General features: G+C 71.7%; 13 protein-coding genes. 6 read left to right on the top strand and 7 right to left on the bottom strand.

Annotation, left to right across the window (positions count from 1 at the left end):
* The 4 genes from ACFYMM_RS36900 to ACFYMM_RS36915 form a co-directional block, all read right to left on the bottom strand.
* Positions 1-944, bottom strand: a 944-nt coding sequence (locus tag ACFYMM_RS36900) for a homocysteine S-methyltransferase family protein (RefSeq protein WP_388395197.1), incomplete at its 3' end; no start/stop codon positions are given.
* The gene (locus tag ACFYMM_RS36905) at positions 932-1915 is read right to left on the bottom strand and encodes a carbohydrate kinase family protein (protein WP_388395199.1); all 984 of its coding nucleotides are present in this window, start codon (positions 1913-1915) and stop codon (positions 932-934) included. The genes ACFYMM_RS36900 and ACFYMM_RS36905, both read right to left, overlap by 13 nt.
* Before the next feature lie 30 nt (positions 1916-1945).
* Positions 1946-3154 carry a methionine adenosyltransferase gene (metK, locus tag ACFYMM_RS36910; protein ID WP_388395202.1) on the bottom strand — a complete coding sequence of 403 codons (1209 nt, stop codon included), beginning with the start codon at positions 3152-3154 and terminating at the stop codon, positions 1946-1948.
* A 564-nt stretch (positions 3155-3718) separates the two neighbouring features.
* Positions 3719-3937, bottom strand: coding sequence for a hypothetical protein (locus ACFYMM_RS36915; RefSeq protein WP_388395204.1), 219 nt, complete (start codon positions 3935-3937; stop codon positions 3719-3721).
* 222 nt (positions 3938-4159) lie between these two features.
* Between ACFYMM_RS36915 and ACFYMM_RS36920 the strand changes: the two genes are divergently transcribed.
* The 4 genes from ACFYMM_RS36920 (at position 4160) to ACFYMM_RS36935 (ending at position 8070) form a co-directional block, all read left to right on the top strand.
* Positions 4160-4921 carry a thioesterase II family protein gene (locus tag ACFYMM_RS36920; RefSeq protein ID WP_388395206.1) on the top strand — a complete coding sequence of 254 codons (762 nt, stop codon included), beginning with the start codon at positions 4160-4162 and terminating at the stop codon, positions 4919-4921.
* Positions 4922-5031: 110 nt separating this feature from the next.
* The gene (locus ACFYMM_RS36925) at positions 5032-6489 is read left to right on the top strand and encodes an FAD-dependent monooxygenase (RefSeq protein WP_388395301.1); all 1458 of its coding nucleotides are present in this window, start codon (positions 5032-5034) and stop codon (positions 6487-6489) included.
* 125 nt (positions 6490-6614) lie between these two features.
* A complete protein-coding gene (locus ACFYMM_RS36930; RefSeq protein WP_388395209.1) occupies positions 6615-7826 on the top strand; it encodes a cytochrome P450 in 1212 nt (403 codons plus the stop codon).
* Positions 7827-7830: 4 nt separating this feature from the next.
* Positions 7831-8070 (top strand): ferredoxin, encoded by a 240-nt coding sequence (locus ACFYMM_RS36935; protein ID WP_388395212.1) that lies wholly within the window; start codon positions 7831-7833, stop codon positions 8068-8070.
* A 110-nt stretch (positions 8071-8180) separates the two neighbouring features.
* Here ACFYMM_RS36935 and ACFYMM_RS36940 read toward each other — a convergent pair whose 3' ends face one another.
* Entirely contained in the window at positions 8181-8912 is a 732-nt protein-coding gene (locus tag ACFYMM_RS36940) for a helix-turn-helix domain-containing protein (RefSeq protein ID WP_388395214.1), read from the bottom strand.
* Between the two features lie 261 nt (positions 8913-9173).
* Between ACFYMM_RS36940 and ACFYMM_RS36945 the strand changes: the two genes are divergently transcribed.
* Entirely contained in the window at positions 9174-9836 is a 663-nt protein-coding gene (locus tag ACFYMM_RS36945) for a DUF4097 family beta strand repeat-containing protein (RefSeq protein WP_388395217.1), read from the top strand.
* A 124-nt stretch (positions 9837-9960) separates the two neighbouring features.
* Here ACFYMM_RS36945 and ACFYMM_RS36950 read toward each other — a convergent pair whose 3' ends face one another.
* Complete coding sequence (locus tag ACFYMM_RS36950) at positions 9961-11163, bottom strand: cytochrome P450 (RefSeq protein WP_388395219.1); 1203 nt, start codon at positions 11161-11163, stop codon at positions 9961-9963.
* A gap of 325 nt (positions 11164-11488) precedes the next feature.
* Between ACFYMM_RS36950 and ACFYMM_RS36955 the strand changes: the two genes are divergently transcribed.
* A complete protein-coding gene (locus ACFYMM_RS36955) occupies positions 11489-12244 on the top strand; it encodes a thioesterase II family protein (RefSeq protein ID WP_388395222.1) in 756 nt (251 codons plus the stop codon).
* Positions 12245-12335: 91 nt separating this feature from the next.
* Here the strand turns inward: ACFYMM_RS36955 and ACFYMM_RS36960 are convergent, their stop codons facing one another.
* The gene (locus ACFYMM_RS36960) at positions 12336-15578 is read right to left on the bottom strand and encodes an amino acid adenylation domain-containing protein (protein ID WP_388395225.1); all 3243 of its coding nucleotides are present in this window, start codon (positions 15576-15578) and stop codon (positions 12336-12338) included.
* Between the last annotated feature and the right edge of the window lie 106 nt (positions 15579-15684).

The raw sequence follows: 15684 nt of genomic DNA on the forward strand, positions 1-15684 counted from the left end.
ACCATGCCCCGGACCCGCTCGACCACCTGACGCAGATGCTCCGGCGTCGTACCGCAACACCCACCGATCAGGGAAAGGCCGTACTCCCGTACGAAATTCTCCTGGGCGTCCGCCAGACCCTCCGGGCCGAGCGGGAAGTGGGCGCCGTCCTTGGTGAGGACGGGCAGGCCCGCGTTGGGCATGCACAGCAGCGGGATGCGCGAGTGCCGGGTGAGGTAGCGCAGGTGCTCGGTCATCTCGGCCGGTCCCGTCGAGCAGTTCAGGCCGATCATGTCGATACCGAGGGGCTCCAGCGCAGTCAGCGCCGCACCGACCTCGGAGCCGAGCAGCATCGTGCCGGTGGTCTCGAACGCCATCGAGACCAGCAACGGCACCTGGTGGCCGAGGGCGTCCATCGCCCGGCGGGCACCGAGCACCGAGGCCTTGGTCTGCAGCAGGTCCTGGGTGGTCTCCACGATCAGCGCGTCGGCGCCGCCGGCGAGCAGCCCCTCGGCGTTGGCCTGATAGCCGTCGCGGATCGTCGCGTAGCCGACGTGGCCCAGGGTCGGCAGCTTGGTGCCCGGGCCGACCGAACCCAGCACCCAGCGGCTCCGGCCGTCCCGGGCCGCGAACTCGTCCGCCACCTCACGGGCGATCCGCGCACCCGCCTCCGACAGCTCGTGCACCCGGTCCGCGATCTCGTACTCCGCGGCGGCCGTGTGGTTCGCACCGAAGGTGTTCGTCTCCACACAGTCCACGCCCGCCGCGAAGTACTCCTCGTGGACGGAGCGCACGATGTCGGGGCGCGTGACGTTGAGGATCTCGTTGCAGCCCTCAAGCTGCTGGAAGTCCTCCAGTGTCGGGTCGTGGTCCTGGAGCATCGTGCCCATGGCTCCGTCGGCGACCACCACACGGCTGGCGAGCGCGTCCCGGAGGGTTTCGCCTCCTGCGCTCACCGCGGGCATGGCACGCCTCCCAGGTGTCCCGCCAGCTCCTCGGCCGCCGCCGTGCCGTAGGACGCGGCGATGACCGCGGAGAGCCGGCCGGGGTCGGGTTCGTAGGCCTGGGAACCCACCTCGGAGAGCGCCAGGGAGGCCATGGCGCAGCCGAGCTGGGCCGCGCGCGGCCGGTCCACGCCCCAGGCGAGGGCCGCGAGGAAGCCCGCGCGGAAGGCGTCGCCGACTCCGGTCGGGTCGGCGATCCGGACGCCGGCGACGGCGGGGACGGTGAACGCCGGGCGGTCGGCGGCCTCCACCCGGACGCCGTCTGCGCCGAGCGTGGTGACCCAGGCGCCCACGTGTCCGAGGACGTCGTCGTGGCTCCAGCCGGTGCGCTCCAGCAGCAGGGTCGACTCGTACTCGTTGGTGAACAGCCAGCGCGCCCCGGTCACCAGCGTGCGGGTCTGGTCGCGGTCGAGGCTGGCCAGTTGCTGCGAGGGGTCGGCCGCGAAGGCGATGCCGAGCGCACGGCAGCGCGCGGTGTGGCGCAGCATGGCCTCGGGGTCGTCGGGCGCCACGACGACGAGGTCGGGCAGCGGGTCGAGGCGGCCGAGGTCGATGTCGCGGGCCTCGGTCATGGCGCCGGCGTAGAACGCGGCTATCTGGTTGGCGTCCTGGTCCGTGAGGCACAGGAACCGGGCCGTCTGCCGATGGGGGGAGACGTGTACGGCGCCGGTGTCGACGCCGTGCTCCTTCAGCCACACCTCGTACTCGCCGAAGTCGCTGCCGACCGCGCCGAGGAGCACGGGGCTCAGCCCCAGCCCGCCGAGCCCGTAGGAGATGTTGGCGGCGACCCCGCCGCGGCGCACCTCCAGGTCGTCGGCCAGGAACGACAGCGACACCCGGTCGAGGCGGTCGGGGATCAGCTGGTCCACGATCCGGCCGGGGAACGTCATGAGGTGGTCGGTGGCGATGGAGCCGGTCACCGCGATGCGCATGGGAACTCCCGTCCCTCTGGTTCCGGCCGGTCAGCGGCCGGCGGCGGCGTTCAGCTGGTCGGCACGGTCGGTGCGCTCCCAGGTGAACTCGGGCAGCTCACGGCCGAAGTGGCCGTACGCGGCGGTGCGCGAGTAGATGGGCCGCAGCAGCTGCAGATCACGGATGATGGCGGCGGGGCGCAGGTCGAACACCTCGCTGATGGCCCGCTCGATCACCGGGCGCGGCGTGTGTTCCGTACCGAAGGTCTCGACGAACAGGCCGACCGGCTCGGCCTTGCCGATCGCGTACGCCACCTGCACCTCGCAGCGCTCGGCGAGGCCCGCCGCGACCACGTTCTTGGCGACCCAGCGCATCGCGTAGGCGGCCGAGCGGTCCACCTTGGACGGGTCCTTGCCGGAGAAGGCGCCGCCGCCGTGGCGGGCCATGCCGCCGTAGGTGTCGATGATGATCTTGCGGCCGGTCAGGCCGGCGTCCCCCATCGGGCCGCCGATCTCGAAACGGCCGGTCGGGTTGACCAGCAGCCGGTAGCCGTCGGTCTCCAGCTTGATGCCGTCCTCGGCGAGCAGGGCCAGGACGGGCTCCACGACCTGCCGGCGGATGTCCGGGGTGAGCAGGTGGTCGAGGTCGATGCCGGACGCGTGCTGGGAGGAGAGCACCACCGTGTCCAGGCGCACCGGGCGGTCGTCCTCGTACTCGATGGTGACCTGCGTCTTCCCGTCGGGGCGCAGGTAGGGCACCACACCGTCCTTGCGGACCTCGGCCAGCCGGCGTGACAGCCGGTGCGCCAGCTCGATGGGCAGGGGCATCAGGGTGGGGGTCTCGCGGGTGGCGTATCCGAACATCAGGCCCTGGTCGCCGGCGCCCTGCGCGTCAAGGGCGTCATCGGTGTCGCCGAGCCGCTGCTCGTAGGCGGTGTCCACGCCCTGGGCGATGTCGGGGGACTGGGCGCCGATGGACACCGACACCCCGCAGGAGGCGCCGTCGAAGCCCTTCGCCGAGGAGTCGTAGCCGATGTCCAGGACGGTCTTGCGGACGATTCCGGGGATGTCCGCGTAGGCGGAGGTGGTCACCTCCCCGGCGACGTGGACCTGGCCCGTGGTGATCAGGGTCTCCACCGCCACCCGGGAAGCCGGGTCCTCGCGCAGGAGGGCGTCCAGGACGGCGTCACTGATCTGGTCAGCGATCTTGTCGGGGTGGCCCTCGGTGACGGACTCGGAAGTGAACAGCCGGGTTGCCATGTCTCTCCTAGGCGTGAGCAGTCGTGGTCCAACGTGCCGCCCGTGTCGGGGCGGTCGGCAGGCTCGCCGGGCGGCGGCTGCGAGGTCCGTGCGAAGCCGGGGACGGCTGCCGTACCGGCGACGGTGGCCGGGCGGGCGGACAGGAGCCGGGGGCCCGGCCGGGGCCGCACGTGCACGGCGGCCCGGGCAGCTGCCGGCCCTGGGCCGCGTCCGGTCGCCGACGGGGGCGGGACGTGGGCGCCGCGACCGATGCCGTACAGGTGCTGTCGATCCCTGGCGGGTCGGCGGCGGCACCAGGCTGGCTGTCATCCGTCGAGGGCGGCTGGAGGACCGCTCGATGTCGCGGGCGGCGGCGGTGCCCGGCGGTGACGACGGCCGACTGCCCCGGGGCCGGGTCGGCCGCCGTGCCGACCAGTGCCGCGGCGGGCGGTGTCCGGTGTGTGCTCCGGGGGTCCCCCGGCCGGAGCACACCCGCACCCGAGTCGGCGAGAGGGCGTGCCGGGCGTCGCGCCGGGGCGGACGTCGCCTGGTGCGGCACCGGCGTCGGATGGGCCGCGTCCGCGGTCACCGGGGCCGGTTCCCGTGCTCGCCGGAGGAGCGCGCCCCGGTGCGCCGGCCGCCGGGCCCTCGGAGCATGGCGTCGCGCAGGGCATGGCGTGCGGCATCGCGCAGCGCAGGGCGTGCGGTATCGCGCAGCGCATTGCGCCTTGCGTCGCGCTTCGCATCGCGTTCGGCGACCGTGTTCCGCTGCCGCCAGACCGGCTTGTCGTCCAGGGCGGTCATGGGTTTCCCCTTCCGGCCGTCGTGATGAACCATCCGGCGTGATGGAGCAGCGGTCAGCCTCCGCCAGGCCACTCGAAGCCGGTTGGAGTGCCGGACGACGCTCCGCGCGGGCTCTCCACCGCCCTGCGAGCACCTGTCGAGGGTGTGACGTGATGCTCGGGCGTGAGCTGCGGTGCGGACTGGCACGGGCCCTCGCTCCCGAGACGAAGGGACACACCAACGGTGGACAGCACGTGGTTCCGGCGCTTCACCACGGCCGCGGGGGACGGGCCGCGGCTCGTGTGCTTCCCGCACGCGGGGGGTTCGGCGACGGCGTACATGCAGCTGGCGCGAGCCCTGGCCGCGGACTTCGACGTGGTCGCCGTCCAGTACCCGGGGCGTCAGGATCGGTACCAGGAGGCGCCGTTCACGTCCCTGGCGCCGCTCGTGGAGGCGGTGGCCGAGAAGCTGGTCCGGGAACTGGCCGCGGACCCCGGACGGCCGTACGCGCTGTTCGGCCACAGCATGGGCGCCCTGGTCGCCTTCGAGACGGCCCGGCTGCTCGCCCAGGGCGAACTGCCCGGCCCCCGGCGGCTGTTCCTCTCCGGCCGGGGCGGCCCCGGCATCCGGTCCGGCATCCGCTACGACCTCTTCGACGACGCCGAGGTGCTGGCCGACGTGCGCAAGCTGGGCGGCACGGACCAGAGCATGCTCGACGATCCCGAGATCCAGGAGATGGTCCTGCCGGCGCTGCGAGCCGACTACCAGGTCTTCGGCACCTACCGCTGGGGCGGCGGAGAGCCGCTCACCGCTCCGGTCACCGTCCTGGTCGGCGACCGGGACCCGATGGTGACCGTCCCGGAGGCTCGCACCTGGCGGGAGCACACCGCCGGGGACTTCGACCTGAAGGTCTTCCCCGGCGGCCACTTCTACCTCGTCGACCACATCGGCCAGGTCGCCGCGACCGTCACCGAGGGGCTGCTCGCCGGCACCGCCGCTCCCTGACCGGGGTGGTCCAACGCAGTCAGAGGCACGACGGGACGAGGGGAAACGACGTGGGAAACACCGGTATCGACGCGGACGTGGTGATCGCGGGCGCCGGGCCGACGGGCTTGATGCTCGCCTGCGAGCTACGGCTGTCGGGCGTCGACGTGGTGGTGCTCGAGCGGCTCGCGGAGCGCACCGGCGAGTCGCGGGCCGGCGGAATGCACTCCCGCACCCTGGAGGTGCTGGACCAGCGCGGAGTCCTGGACCGCTTCCTGGCGGTCGGCCAACCGCAGGCGGTGGGCCATTTCTCCGGCCTCTACCTGGAATTCGACGAGTCCGAGTCCCGGCACGCCTACCCGCTGATGATCCTGCAGTCCGACATCGAACGGCTGCTGGAGGAATGGGCCGCCGAACTCGGTGTGCGGGTGCGCAGGTCGTCCGAGGTGAGCGGAGTCCGGCAGGACGAGACCGGCGTGACGGTCGAGCTGCTTACCGGGGAGGGGGCGCCCGCGACGCTGCGTGCCCGTTACCTCGTGGGCTGCGACGGCGGACGCAGCACCGTGCGCAAGCTGGCGGGCATCGGCTTCCCCGGCACCGAGGCGACGATGACCGCGCTGATCGGCGACGTCGAACTCCCCGATCTGCCCGAGGACTACATCTGGGTGCGGCGCTGCGCGGGCGGCGACTACTCGGCGATCGCCTTCGAGCCGGGCTGGTACCGGGTGATCACCTCCGAGTACGACCGCGTCGTGGACCGCGACGAACCCACCACGTTCGAGCAGCTGCGGGAGTCGCTGGTGCGGCTCGCGGGCACCGACTTCGGCATGCACAGCCCGCGGTGGGTCTCCCGGTTCAACGATGCCGCGCGGCAGGCCGACCGGTACCGGGAGGGCCGGGTGCTGCTCGCGGGCGACGCCGCGCACATCCACTTCCCGGCCGGCGGGCAGGGGCTGAACATGGGGGTGCAGGACGCGGTCAACCTCGGCTGGAAGCTGGCCTCGGTGGTGCGCGGCCAGGCCCCGGAGAGCCTGCTGGACAGCTACCACGCCGAACGTCATCCCGTCGGGGAGCGCGTGCTGCACAACACCCGCGCCCAGTCGGCCCTGGCCCGCCCGGGCCCCCAGACGGACGCCCTGCGCGAGGTGTTCGGCGAGCTTCTGGTGTTCGACGACGTCAACCGGCATCTGTGCGGCAAGCTCACCGCCCTGGACATCCGCTATCCCGTCGACGGCGACCATCCGCTGACGGGCCGCCGGGTCACCGACGCCGACCTGAAGACGGCCGACGGCGCCACCCGCGTCCACGAACTGCTGCACGCCGGCCGCCCCGTCCTGCTCAGTCTGCGGGGCAGCGCCGAGGTGGCCGCGGTGGCGCAGGCCTGGGCCGGTCGCGTCGACCTCGTCGAGGCACGCAGCGAGGACGACCGCTGGGCCGTCCCGGCCGTCGGCGAGATCCCCGCTCCCGCCGCCCTCCTCATCCGCCCCGACGGCCATGTCGCCTGGGCGGCGGCCGCCTCCGACGCGCCCGACACGTCCGCGCTGCGGACCGCCCTCGCCACCTGGTTCGGACCGGCCCACCGGCCATAGGGGCTCCAGCCAGATTCAGGCTGTTCACCTCGGTACTGAAATACGTTCTGAATTCGCATCATTGTCAGAGGGGAAGGTCCTCCGTTGATGTCGCCCATAAACCCGTTGCCATGGAGGGTGTACGAATGACCGAGCAGCTGATCGAGCTGATGCTGCAGCCCTCGACTCGCACTCAGGAAAGCCCCATCGAGCCGTCCCCGGCATGGCGGGAACTGCAGGAGTCCGCGCCGGTTCACCGGGTGAAACTGCCGGACGGTCACTATGCCTGGATAGTCACCGAATACCAGCTGATGCGGAAAGTGCTGGCCGATCACAAGCGGTTCAGCGCTCGCTATGAGCTGTGGCACCTTCCCTTCCCGTTCGTCGAGGAGGGGGGCAGCCTGCCGCCGGCGACGGTCGGTGACCCCTCCGGGATCGACCCTCCGCACCACACCCGGATCCGCCAGGCGGTGACCGGACTGTTCACCGTGCGGCGCATGCGGCTGCTGACCGAGCGCATCCAGAAGATGACGATCGAGCACCTGGACGCCATGGAGAAACTGGCTCCGCCGGTGGACCTGGTGAAGGTGTTCGCGGAGGCCATTCCTTCGCTGACGATCTGCGAACTGCTCGCCGTGCCGGAGGACCGCCGCGAGGAATTCCTCAAGCAGGCCCGGACCGTGATGAGCTGGGACGTCAGCCTCGAGGAGCGGGGCGCGGCCCACACGGCGGTCCACGACTATCTGCACAGCCTGGTCGTGGAGAAGCGGGCGAACCCGACGGACGACATGCTGAGCGACCTGGCCGCCACCGAGCTGACCCTCGACGAGATCGCGGGTTTCTGCGCGTTCCTGCTGGGCGCCGGGATGGACACGACGTCCAACATGATCGCGACCGGGATGCTCGTGCTGTTCAACAACCCGGAGCAGCTCGCCGCACTGCGCGACGACCTGACCCTGATCGACGACGCGGTCGAGGAACTGCTCCGTTATCTGAGCGTGGCGGACATGACGTTCCGGACCGCGCTGGAGGACGTCGAGCTGGGCGGCGAGACCATCAAGGCCGGGGAGACCCTGGTGTTCTCCATCGCGGTCGGCAACCGGGACCCCAAGAAGTACCCCGACCCGGACCGGCTCGACCTGCGCCGCAAGCCCTCCGGTCATCTGGCCTTCTCCCACGGCGTGCACCAGTGCCTGGGGCAGCAGCTCGCCCGCGTCGAGATGCGGGTGACCATTCCCGCCCTGCTGGAGCGCTTCCCGTCGCTGCGGCTGGCCGCGCCGGCCGAGGAGATCCCCATGCGCACCCGGGAGAACATCTACGGCGTCTGGAACCTGCCGGTCGCGTGGGAGGTGGAGTAGCACCGTGAAACTCGTCGTCGACCCAAGCCGCTGCGTCGGTGCCGGCATGTGCGCCCTCATCGCGCCCGAGTACTTCGACCAGGACGAGGACGGGCGAGTGGAACCGCTTCGGACGGTGGACGCCGTCGACGAACCGGTCCGCCGCGCCGCGGACTCCTGCCCCTCCGGGGCCGTGAGGGTCATCACCGAGCCCCGGCCGGCCTCGGACACGCAAGCCGTGGGCGGCACCGGTTCCGCCGGATAGACCTCGCACGCACACCTTCGGGCCCCGCCGGGGGCGGCTTCACGGCCGTCCCGGACGGGGCCCGAGCGCTGCGCCGGCGTGGCGGCGGCAGCGCTGGTGCTGAAGGCCCCCTAGGACCCCGTCTCAGCCGTCTCGGTCCTGGTGTAGAGGACCTCGCGGCCCTGCTCGGCGGCGCGGATGAGACCTTCGCTGACGAAGTCGAGGAAACGGGCGGCGTTCTCCAGGCGGTTGGCGGCCGGAGTGCCGCGGCCGAGGATGCCCACGCCCTGCCGCGCGGTCTCGATGAACTGGTCGTTGGCCCGGGCGCTGCGGATCATCGACTGGTACCAGAGGTCGTCGTCGACGACGTACCGCTCACGCCGGCGCTCGCCCTGCTCCCGGCGGACGAGGTCCAGGCCCTCGAGGAACGTGATCGCCTTGGAGATGGACGCCGGGCTGACCTTGAGGCGCTGGGCGAGTTCGGAGGCGGTGAGGCTGCCGGTGTCGGTGGTGTAGAGGCAGCCCAGCACCCGGGCCATCATCTTGGGCAGGCCCGAGGTCATGAAGACGGTGGTGAGGGCCTCCTGGTAGTCGCGCACGGCCTCGGCGTCGCGGCCGTAGGCCTGCGGGAGGGCCTGCGAGCCCACGGGAGCGGCCTGCTTGCGCCGGTGGGTGCGCTGCTGGGTGGCGCGCTGGGCCAGGTCGGCGCGATAGCCGGCGGGGCCGCCGTTGCGCATCACCTCACGCGTGATGGTGGAGGTCGGACGGTCGAGGCGGCGGGCGATCTCGGCGTACGCCAGGCCGTCGGCCAGCCCCACCGCGATCTGCTGGCGCTCCTGCTGGGTGAGTCTGCCTCCCGGCATCACGACCCCCTTCATGCCCCACGGGTGCCCCATGGTGCCGCTCGGTGTTCCCTGACGGGTCCACCATAGCGTTCACCATCACCACATTGCAACGACCGACCATGCGACTGTTGCATTAAACGCGAGAGCGTTGCAATGATTATGCTGCATCTACCTGCAAAGATGCCCATCCGAAGCAAAACTGTTGTTGCAGACATCCAGAAAGCAACGTAGCGTTTCCAGTGTTCGGAACAACGAATCGCAGAGTCTGAGGAGAGCACGATGCAGAAGTTCAACACCCCGGCCCCGATCTCCGCCGTCCTGGAGATCCCCGCGGGACGCGTCCAGTTCATCGCCGCCGACCGGGCGGACACCGCGGTCGAGATCCTGCCCGCGAACGCCAAGAAGGGCCGCGACGTGAAGGCGGCGGAGCAGACCACGGTCGAGTACGCCGACGGGGTCCTGCGGATCCGGAACGCGGCGAAGAACCAGTACCTCGGCCCCACCGGATCCATCGAGGTGACGGTCAAGCTGCCCGCCGGTTCCCGCGTCGAGGCGAAGGCGGCCAGCGCCGAACTGAGGACCGTCGGCCGCCTCGGCGACGTCGCCTTCGAGGGCGCGTACCGCCAGATCAAGCTGGACGAGGCCGCGAACGTGCGCCTGACCGCGGTCGACGGTGACGTGGAGGTCGGCCGGCTGGGCGGCTCCGCCGAGATCAGCACCGCGCGGGGCGACATCCTGATCAACGAGGCCACGGGCGGCAAGGTCGTGCTCCGCACCCAGTCCGGTGACATCTCGGTCGGCGCTGCGGCGGGCGTCTCGGCCGCCCTGGACGCCGGTACCACCCACGGCCGTATCAGCAACGCCCTGAAGAACAACGGCACGGCCGACCTCGCCATCCACGCCACCACCTCCAACGGCGACATCACCGCCCGCAGCCTGTGATCCGCGGCCCCGAGGGGCCTGAACCGTCAGGCCGGGAAGACGCGCGGTGCGGTACCGCTCGCAGCGGTACCGCACCCGTTCCGCGAGGAGGCGTTCGCGGTCGTGGACGCCCGGGTGGCCCGGTTCACCAGGTGACGGGCATGCTCTTGACCCCGGCCATGGAGGCGGTGCCGCTCAGCACGATCTCCTCCTCCGGAACCGCGAGCCGCAGGTTCGGGAAGCGGTTGAGCAGCGCCGGAAGCGCCACCCGCAGCTCGACCCTGGCGAGCTGTTGCCCGATGCACTGGTGGATGCCGTGACTGAAGGCGATCTGACTGACCGAGTCGCGCGCGATGTCCAGGGCGTCCGGACTCGAGAAGTACTTGGGATCACGGTTGGCCTGCGCCAGGTGCAGCGTGATGGTCTCGCCCTTGCGGATGAGCGTGCCGTCCAGCTCCACGTCCTCCAGTGCCGTGCGGATGATGACCGGCACGATGGTCAGGTAGCGCAGCAGTTCCTCGACGGCGGTCTCGGTCTTGCCCGGATCGGCGCGCAGCGCGGCGAGTTGCTCGGGGTTGTTGAGCAGGGTCCAGGTGCCGAGCGAGAGCATGCTCGACGTGGTCTCCAGGCCGGCACCGAGCAGCATGACGCCGATGTTGGCCAGTTCCTGGTCGGTGAGGTCGCTCTTGGTCAGGCCGCTGAGCATGTCGTCGGTGGGGTTGGCGCGCTTGTTCAGGACGAGCCGGCCGACGTAGGCCTGGAGGTCGGTGACCGCCTTCGCCCAGTCCTCGGCCGAGATGGTCTCACCGGGCCTGCTGGCCGTGATCACGATCGCCTCGCGCAGGAACTCTTCCTGGTCCTCAAGGGGGACACCGAGCATTTCGCAGATCATCGCGGTGGGCACCGGCAGTGAGAAGGCCTGCACCAGGTCGGTCGGGGGGCCGACCCGCTCCATCTCGTCGAGCTGGGCGGCGGTGACCTGTTCGATCCGTTCGGTGAGCTTGCGTATGCGGCGCACGGTGAACTCACCGGCCAGCAGCCGCCGGTAGCGGTTGTGCTCCGGCGCGTCCATCCCCGTGAAGTCACCGGGCTCGGCGGGCGGGTAGGGGCCGACCGTGCCGGTCTCGTAGGGCAGGTGCAGCAGGTCGTAGCGGATACTGAACCGCGGATCGGCGAGTACCGCACGCGTCACGTCACGGCTGGTGGTGAGCCAGCCGATGTGCCCGTCGGGATAAGCGAGCCTGCTCAGTGCGGGACGTTCGCGAAGCTCGGCAGGAGGGTCAAACGGACAGCCACCGGGCCGTTCGACCGGCAGGGTGGCGATGTCCGAGCGTTCCGTGGTGTCCATAGCGCCACACTGGACGAGGTGACGGGCCATCACAATGCCTTGCCTGCCGGGACGGCACCGCGGGGCGCGTTGCGGTGACAGGCCTTGACACACCGGCCCCGCGACGGGTGGGGACCTCTGTCCTGGCCACAGGACAGGGCCCGCTCCGGCACGACGGGACCGGCGTCCGGTATCACCGGCTATCGGGATGGATCAGGGCAAGCCTGGATCATCGGGGCCGTCCGGTACACGGGAGCGCGGCATCGGGCCACCGCACTCCAGCCGGACGCGAGCAGGCCGAGGGAGCCTGACCACACGTCATCCAGCGGAAGGACGGCACGCTCCCATGACCACGGCCACGGTGAATTCCGACGCTCTGTGGATACGGCGGTACCAGCGCGCGGATCCCGGCCCGGCGCAGCTCGTCTGCCTTCCGCACGCCGGCGGCAGCGCGGCCTTCTTCCTCCCGGTGGCGCGGGGTCTGGACGGCCGGTGCGAGGTGCTGGCGATCCAGTACCCCGGACGGCACGAGCGGCTCAGGGAACCCCTGCTGGACTCGGTCGACGAGCTGGCCGACGAGCTGTTCCCGGTGCTGCTGCGCCAGGCCCGCGGACCCGTCGCCCTGTTCGGCCACAGCCTGGGCGCGACCGTCGCCTTCGAACTGGCCCGCCGCTTCGAGGCCGCCGGAACGGTGCCCGCCGCGCTCTTCGTCTCGGCCCGACCGGCGCCCTCGCGCCAGCCGGCCAGTGCGGTCCACCTCGGCACGGACGCCGAACTGATAGCCCGGATGCGGTCACTGGGCGGCACCGACGAGGAGATCCTCAAGGAGGAGGACCTGCTGCGTCTGGCCCTGCCCATCGTCCGCAACGACTACAAGGCCGCCGAGACCTACCGGTACCACGCCGGCCGGCCCCTGAGCTGCCCCGTGCACGCGCTCACCGGCCGCGACGACCCCGTGGTCACCGAGGACGACGCGCTCGCCTGGGCCGGCCACACCACCGGGTCCTTCGCCCTGCACACCTACAGCGGCGGACACTTCTACCTCGTCGACCACCACGAGGACATCCTGCGGACCATCACCGGGCAACTGCTCCCGGCCTGACCCCGCGCCTCCCCCGAGGCCCGTACCCCGGCACACCGCCAGGGCGGGAACCGGCTCCTCCCGGTTCCCGCCCTGGCGTCGTCCTGTCCGCTCAGAGGACCGCGCCCTCCCTGGTCCTCCTGCGCAGGGTGGGCCTGCTCGACCGGGCGAGGTCCGCCCACATGTCCGACAGACCGCTGATGGTGCGGGCCGCGAACAGCGTGCGGATCGACACCTCGTGGTTCAGCTCGGCCCGGACCAGGCCGACCAGCCTGATCGCCCGCAGCGAGTTGCCGCCGAGGTCGAAGAAGTCCTGGTCGATGCCCACCCGGTCCAGTTCGAGCACGTCGGCGAACGCGGCGGCCAGCACCCGCTCGGTGTGGTTGCGCGGCGCCCGGTACTGTCCGTCGTCGAACTCGGGCTCCGGCAGCGACGCCAGGTCCACCCGTCCGCCGGCCGTCACCGGCAGACGCTCCAGCACCGTGAACACCGACGGCACCAGGACTTCCGGCAGCCGCCCGGCGGCGAACCGGCGCAGCTCGTCCTCCGAAACGGCCCCGCCGCCCGCCGGGACCACATAGGCCACCAGCCGCCGCTGCCCGGAGCCGTCCTGCCTGACCGTCACCACGAACTGCGCCAGCCCGGGGTACTCCGCCAGCACGTCCTCGACCTCGGCCGGCTCCACCCGGACACCCCGCACATCCGCCTGGGCACCGGCCCGGCCGACGAATTCGAGCCGACCCCCTGCACCCCACCGCACCCGGTCGCCGGTGCGGTACATGCGTCCGCCCGCCGGACCGAACGGGCAGGGCACGAACCGCTCGGCGGTCTGCCCGGACCGCCCGCGATAACCGCGCGCCACGCCGGGCCCGGCCACGTACAGCTCTCCGGTCACTCCTGCCGGGACCGGTGCCAGCCCCGGTCCCAGCACGTACAGGGCGGTGTGGTCCGCCGGACGGCCGACCGTGGCCGCGTCGGGCACCGGTTCGTTCGCGGCCAGGCGGTGGCACGCGGCGGGCGCGGTCGTCTCCGTGGGACCGTGACCGGTGACGATCGTCAGCCCGGGGCAGGCCTCACGGACGCGGCGCAGCGCGGCCAGGGACACTCGGTCACCGCCGGTCCACACCTCGCGCAGCCCGGCGAGGGACTCGGGGCGGTGGGCCGCGATCGCCGAGAACAGGCCCACGGGCAGCCGCACCGTGGAGATGCCGTGCGTCCTGCGCGCCTCTTCCAGGGCGTCGACGTCGAGTTCCCCCGGGGGAGCCACGACCACGCGGCCGCCGTTCAGCAGGGCCACCCACACGTCGAGGGCGAGCGCGTCGAAGGTGTGCGGGGCGTGCCACAGCACGCTGCCGCGGCCGCCCTCCTGCCAGTTGCGGTCGGTGACGAGCCGCACCAGGTTCCGGTTCGTGACGGCGACCGCGGCGGCCTCGCCGGTCCCGTCGGCCGTTTCGGAGCCGTGGGAAGCGTGGGAGCCGTGCACCACGGCCAGCAGACCGTCCTGGTGCGACGGGACCGCCCGAGGGGCCTCGTCGTGGTCGGCGGTCGTCGACCGGAGGTCGTCGAGCACCATCGTCGGCACATCCAGGCCGGCCGTGAGCGTGTCGGCCGTCGCCGCGTCGGTGAGCAGGGCGGCCGCCGAAGAGGCGCCGACCCGCGCCGCTATCCGTTCAGCCGGGAGCGTCGGGTCGATCGGCAGGTAGGCCCCGCCCGCCTTCACCACCCCGAGCAGGGCGACGGCCAGGTCCACCGAGCGGGGCAGCGCCACGGCCACGACCGTCTCGGGTCCGACGTGCCGCCGTCGCAGCGCTCCGGCCAGGCGGCTCGACCGCTCGTCCAGCTCCCGGTAGGAGACCGCCGAGTCGCCGGACACCAGCGCGACGGCATCGGGATCCCGCTCGACCTGCCGGGCGAACAGCTGCGTGACCGTCGCCTCCGGGAGGGGGGCCTGTGTGTCGTGGGGCGCGGTCAGCACCCGGTCCCGTTCGGCGCCGCTCAGCACGTCCAGCGCGCCGACCGGCTGCCCGCCGTCGGCCACCACGGCACGGACGAAGGCGATCAGCTCCTCGCCGACGAGGCGCAGCTCCGCGCGGTCGTACAGGCTCATGGGGGCGTCGAGGCGGATGTAGAGGTCGCTGTCGGGGCTCCCGTCGGTGTAGACGCCGATCGACAGTTCCTCGAAGGTGCCGGTCGTCGCGCCGGAGTAGCGGGCCGGGCTGTCGGCGAAGTGGAGCTGCTCGGCGAACTCGACGACGTTGATGACGGCGCCGTAACTGCCGCGGCCGCTCATGACGGTCCCGCTCGCCCGCTGGATGTCCGAGTAGTGGCAGGCGGTGTGGTCGAAGATCTCGTACGTCTCGTCGACGATCGCGTCGGTGATCTCGGCGAAGGTCGCCCCGAGCGGAACCCTCACCCGTACCGGCACCACGTTCACCGCGAGGCCGGGCGTCCGGCTCGCCACCCCGACCCGGTTGCCGACGGCCAGCGAGAGGAGGAATTCCGGGCGGTCGCAGCGGTGGCGCAGGAACACCGCCGCGGCGGCGGTCAGCATCTGCGACATCCACACGCCCGCGGTCCGCGCGGTGCCGGTCCACAGGTCCGCCTCGGCGCGCGGGACGGTGAGCGTGCGGCTCGCCATGCCGATGGTCTCGGCCACCTCCGACCAGCGGTCGGCGTTGTTCATCGGTTCGTCGAGCGCGGACCGTGCCGCGTCGGACAGGGCGACGCGCGGTACCTGTGCGGGCGCGGGCGCCTCGGTCAGGTAGTCGCGCCAGAACTCCGTGTCCTCGGTGAACTTCTGGGAGGCGAGGTACTCCGTCGCCTCGGTGGCGAACGACTCGAGGTCCCACGGGTGCGGCAGCTCCGGTACCCGCTGCCCGCGTGCCAGTGCCGTGTAGACCTCGGCGAGGCGCTTCGAGAGCAGGCCGCCCGCGCCGAACCCGTCGGAGACGAGGTGGTGGTAGGCGATCACCAGGAGGGAGCGGGTCTCGGCGAGCCTGACCACGCCGAGCCGGAACAGCGGGTCCCGCGCCAGGTCGAACGGCTGCCGCACCAGGTCGGCCAGGGCCTCGCGCGCCGCCTGCTCGGGATCGGCCTCGGCACTGAGATCCAGGAAGAACGGCCGCCAGTCCCCCAGTTCGCGGGGCACCAGGCGCAGTCCGTCGCCGTCGTCGACGAAGTTGACGCGCAGCACCTCCGCCTCGCCCATCACGTGCAGGAACACGGACTCCATGACGGCCGCGTCCAGCTCACCGTCCACGTCCCACATGGTCAGCGCATGGTTCGGCGTGTCAGGAGCCATTTGCTGCGCCCGCCACATCCCTTCATGCGCAGACGACGCACCGAACGTACGCACACAGATCAACCCCTCAGCAAAACAGGCCAGACAGTCGCGGGATCACGCAGGTCACCCCCACGGTCAGGGCAGTGAGTCAGCCGTTCAAGACAACTTGGTGCCCGGC

The sequence above is a fragment of the Streptomyces sp. NPDC006739 genome (genome assembly GCF_042869815.1).
In the GTDB taxonomy this organism is placed as follows: Bacteria; Actinomycetota; Actinomycetes; order Streptomycetales; family Streptomycetaceae; genus Streptomyces.

Coding starts and splice junctions, on each gene's coding strand:
- ACFYMM_RS36905 (WP_388395199.1), bottom strand. CDS start 1,915: ATGCGCATCGCGGTGACCGGCTCCATCGCCACCGACCACCTCATGACG.
- metK (WP_388395202.1), bottom strand. CDS start 3,154: ATGGCAACCCGGCTGTTCACTTCCGAGTCCGTCACCGAGGGCCACCCC.
- ACFYMM_RS36915 (WP_388395204.1), bottom strand. CDS start 3,937: ATGACCGCCCTGGACGACAAGCCGGTCTGGCGGCAGCGGAACACGGTC.
- ACFYMM_RS36925 (WP_388395301.1), top strand. CDS start 5,032: ATGCTCGCCTGCGAGCTACGGCTGTCGGGCGTCGACGTGGTGGTGCTC.
- ACFYMM_RS36930 (WP_388395209.1), top strand. CDS start 6,615: ATGACCGAGCAGCTGATCGAGCTGATGCTGCAGCCCTCGACTCGCACT.
- ACFYMM_RS36940 (WP_388395214.1), bottom strand. CDS start 8,912: ATGCCGGGAGGCAGACTCACCCAGCAGGAGCGCCAGCAGATCGCGGTG.
- ACFYMM_RS36945 (WP_388395217.1), top strand. CDS start 9,174: ATGCAGAAGTTCAACACCCCGGCCCCGATCTCCGCCGTCCTGGAGATC.
- ACFYMM_RS36950 (WP_388395219.1), bottom strand. CDS start 11,163: ATGGACACCACGGAACGCTCGGACATCGCCACCCTGCCGGTCGAACGG.
- ACFYMM_RS36955 (WP_388395222.1), top strand. CDS start 11,489: ATGACCACGGCCACGGTGAATTCCGACGCTCTGTGGATACGGCGGTAC.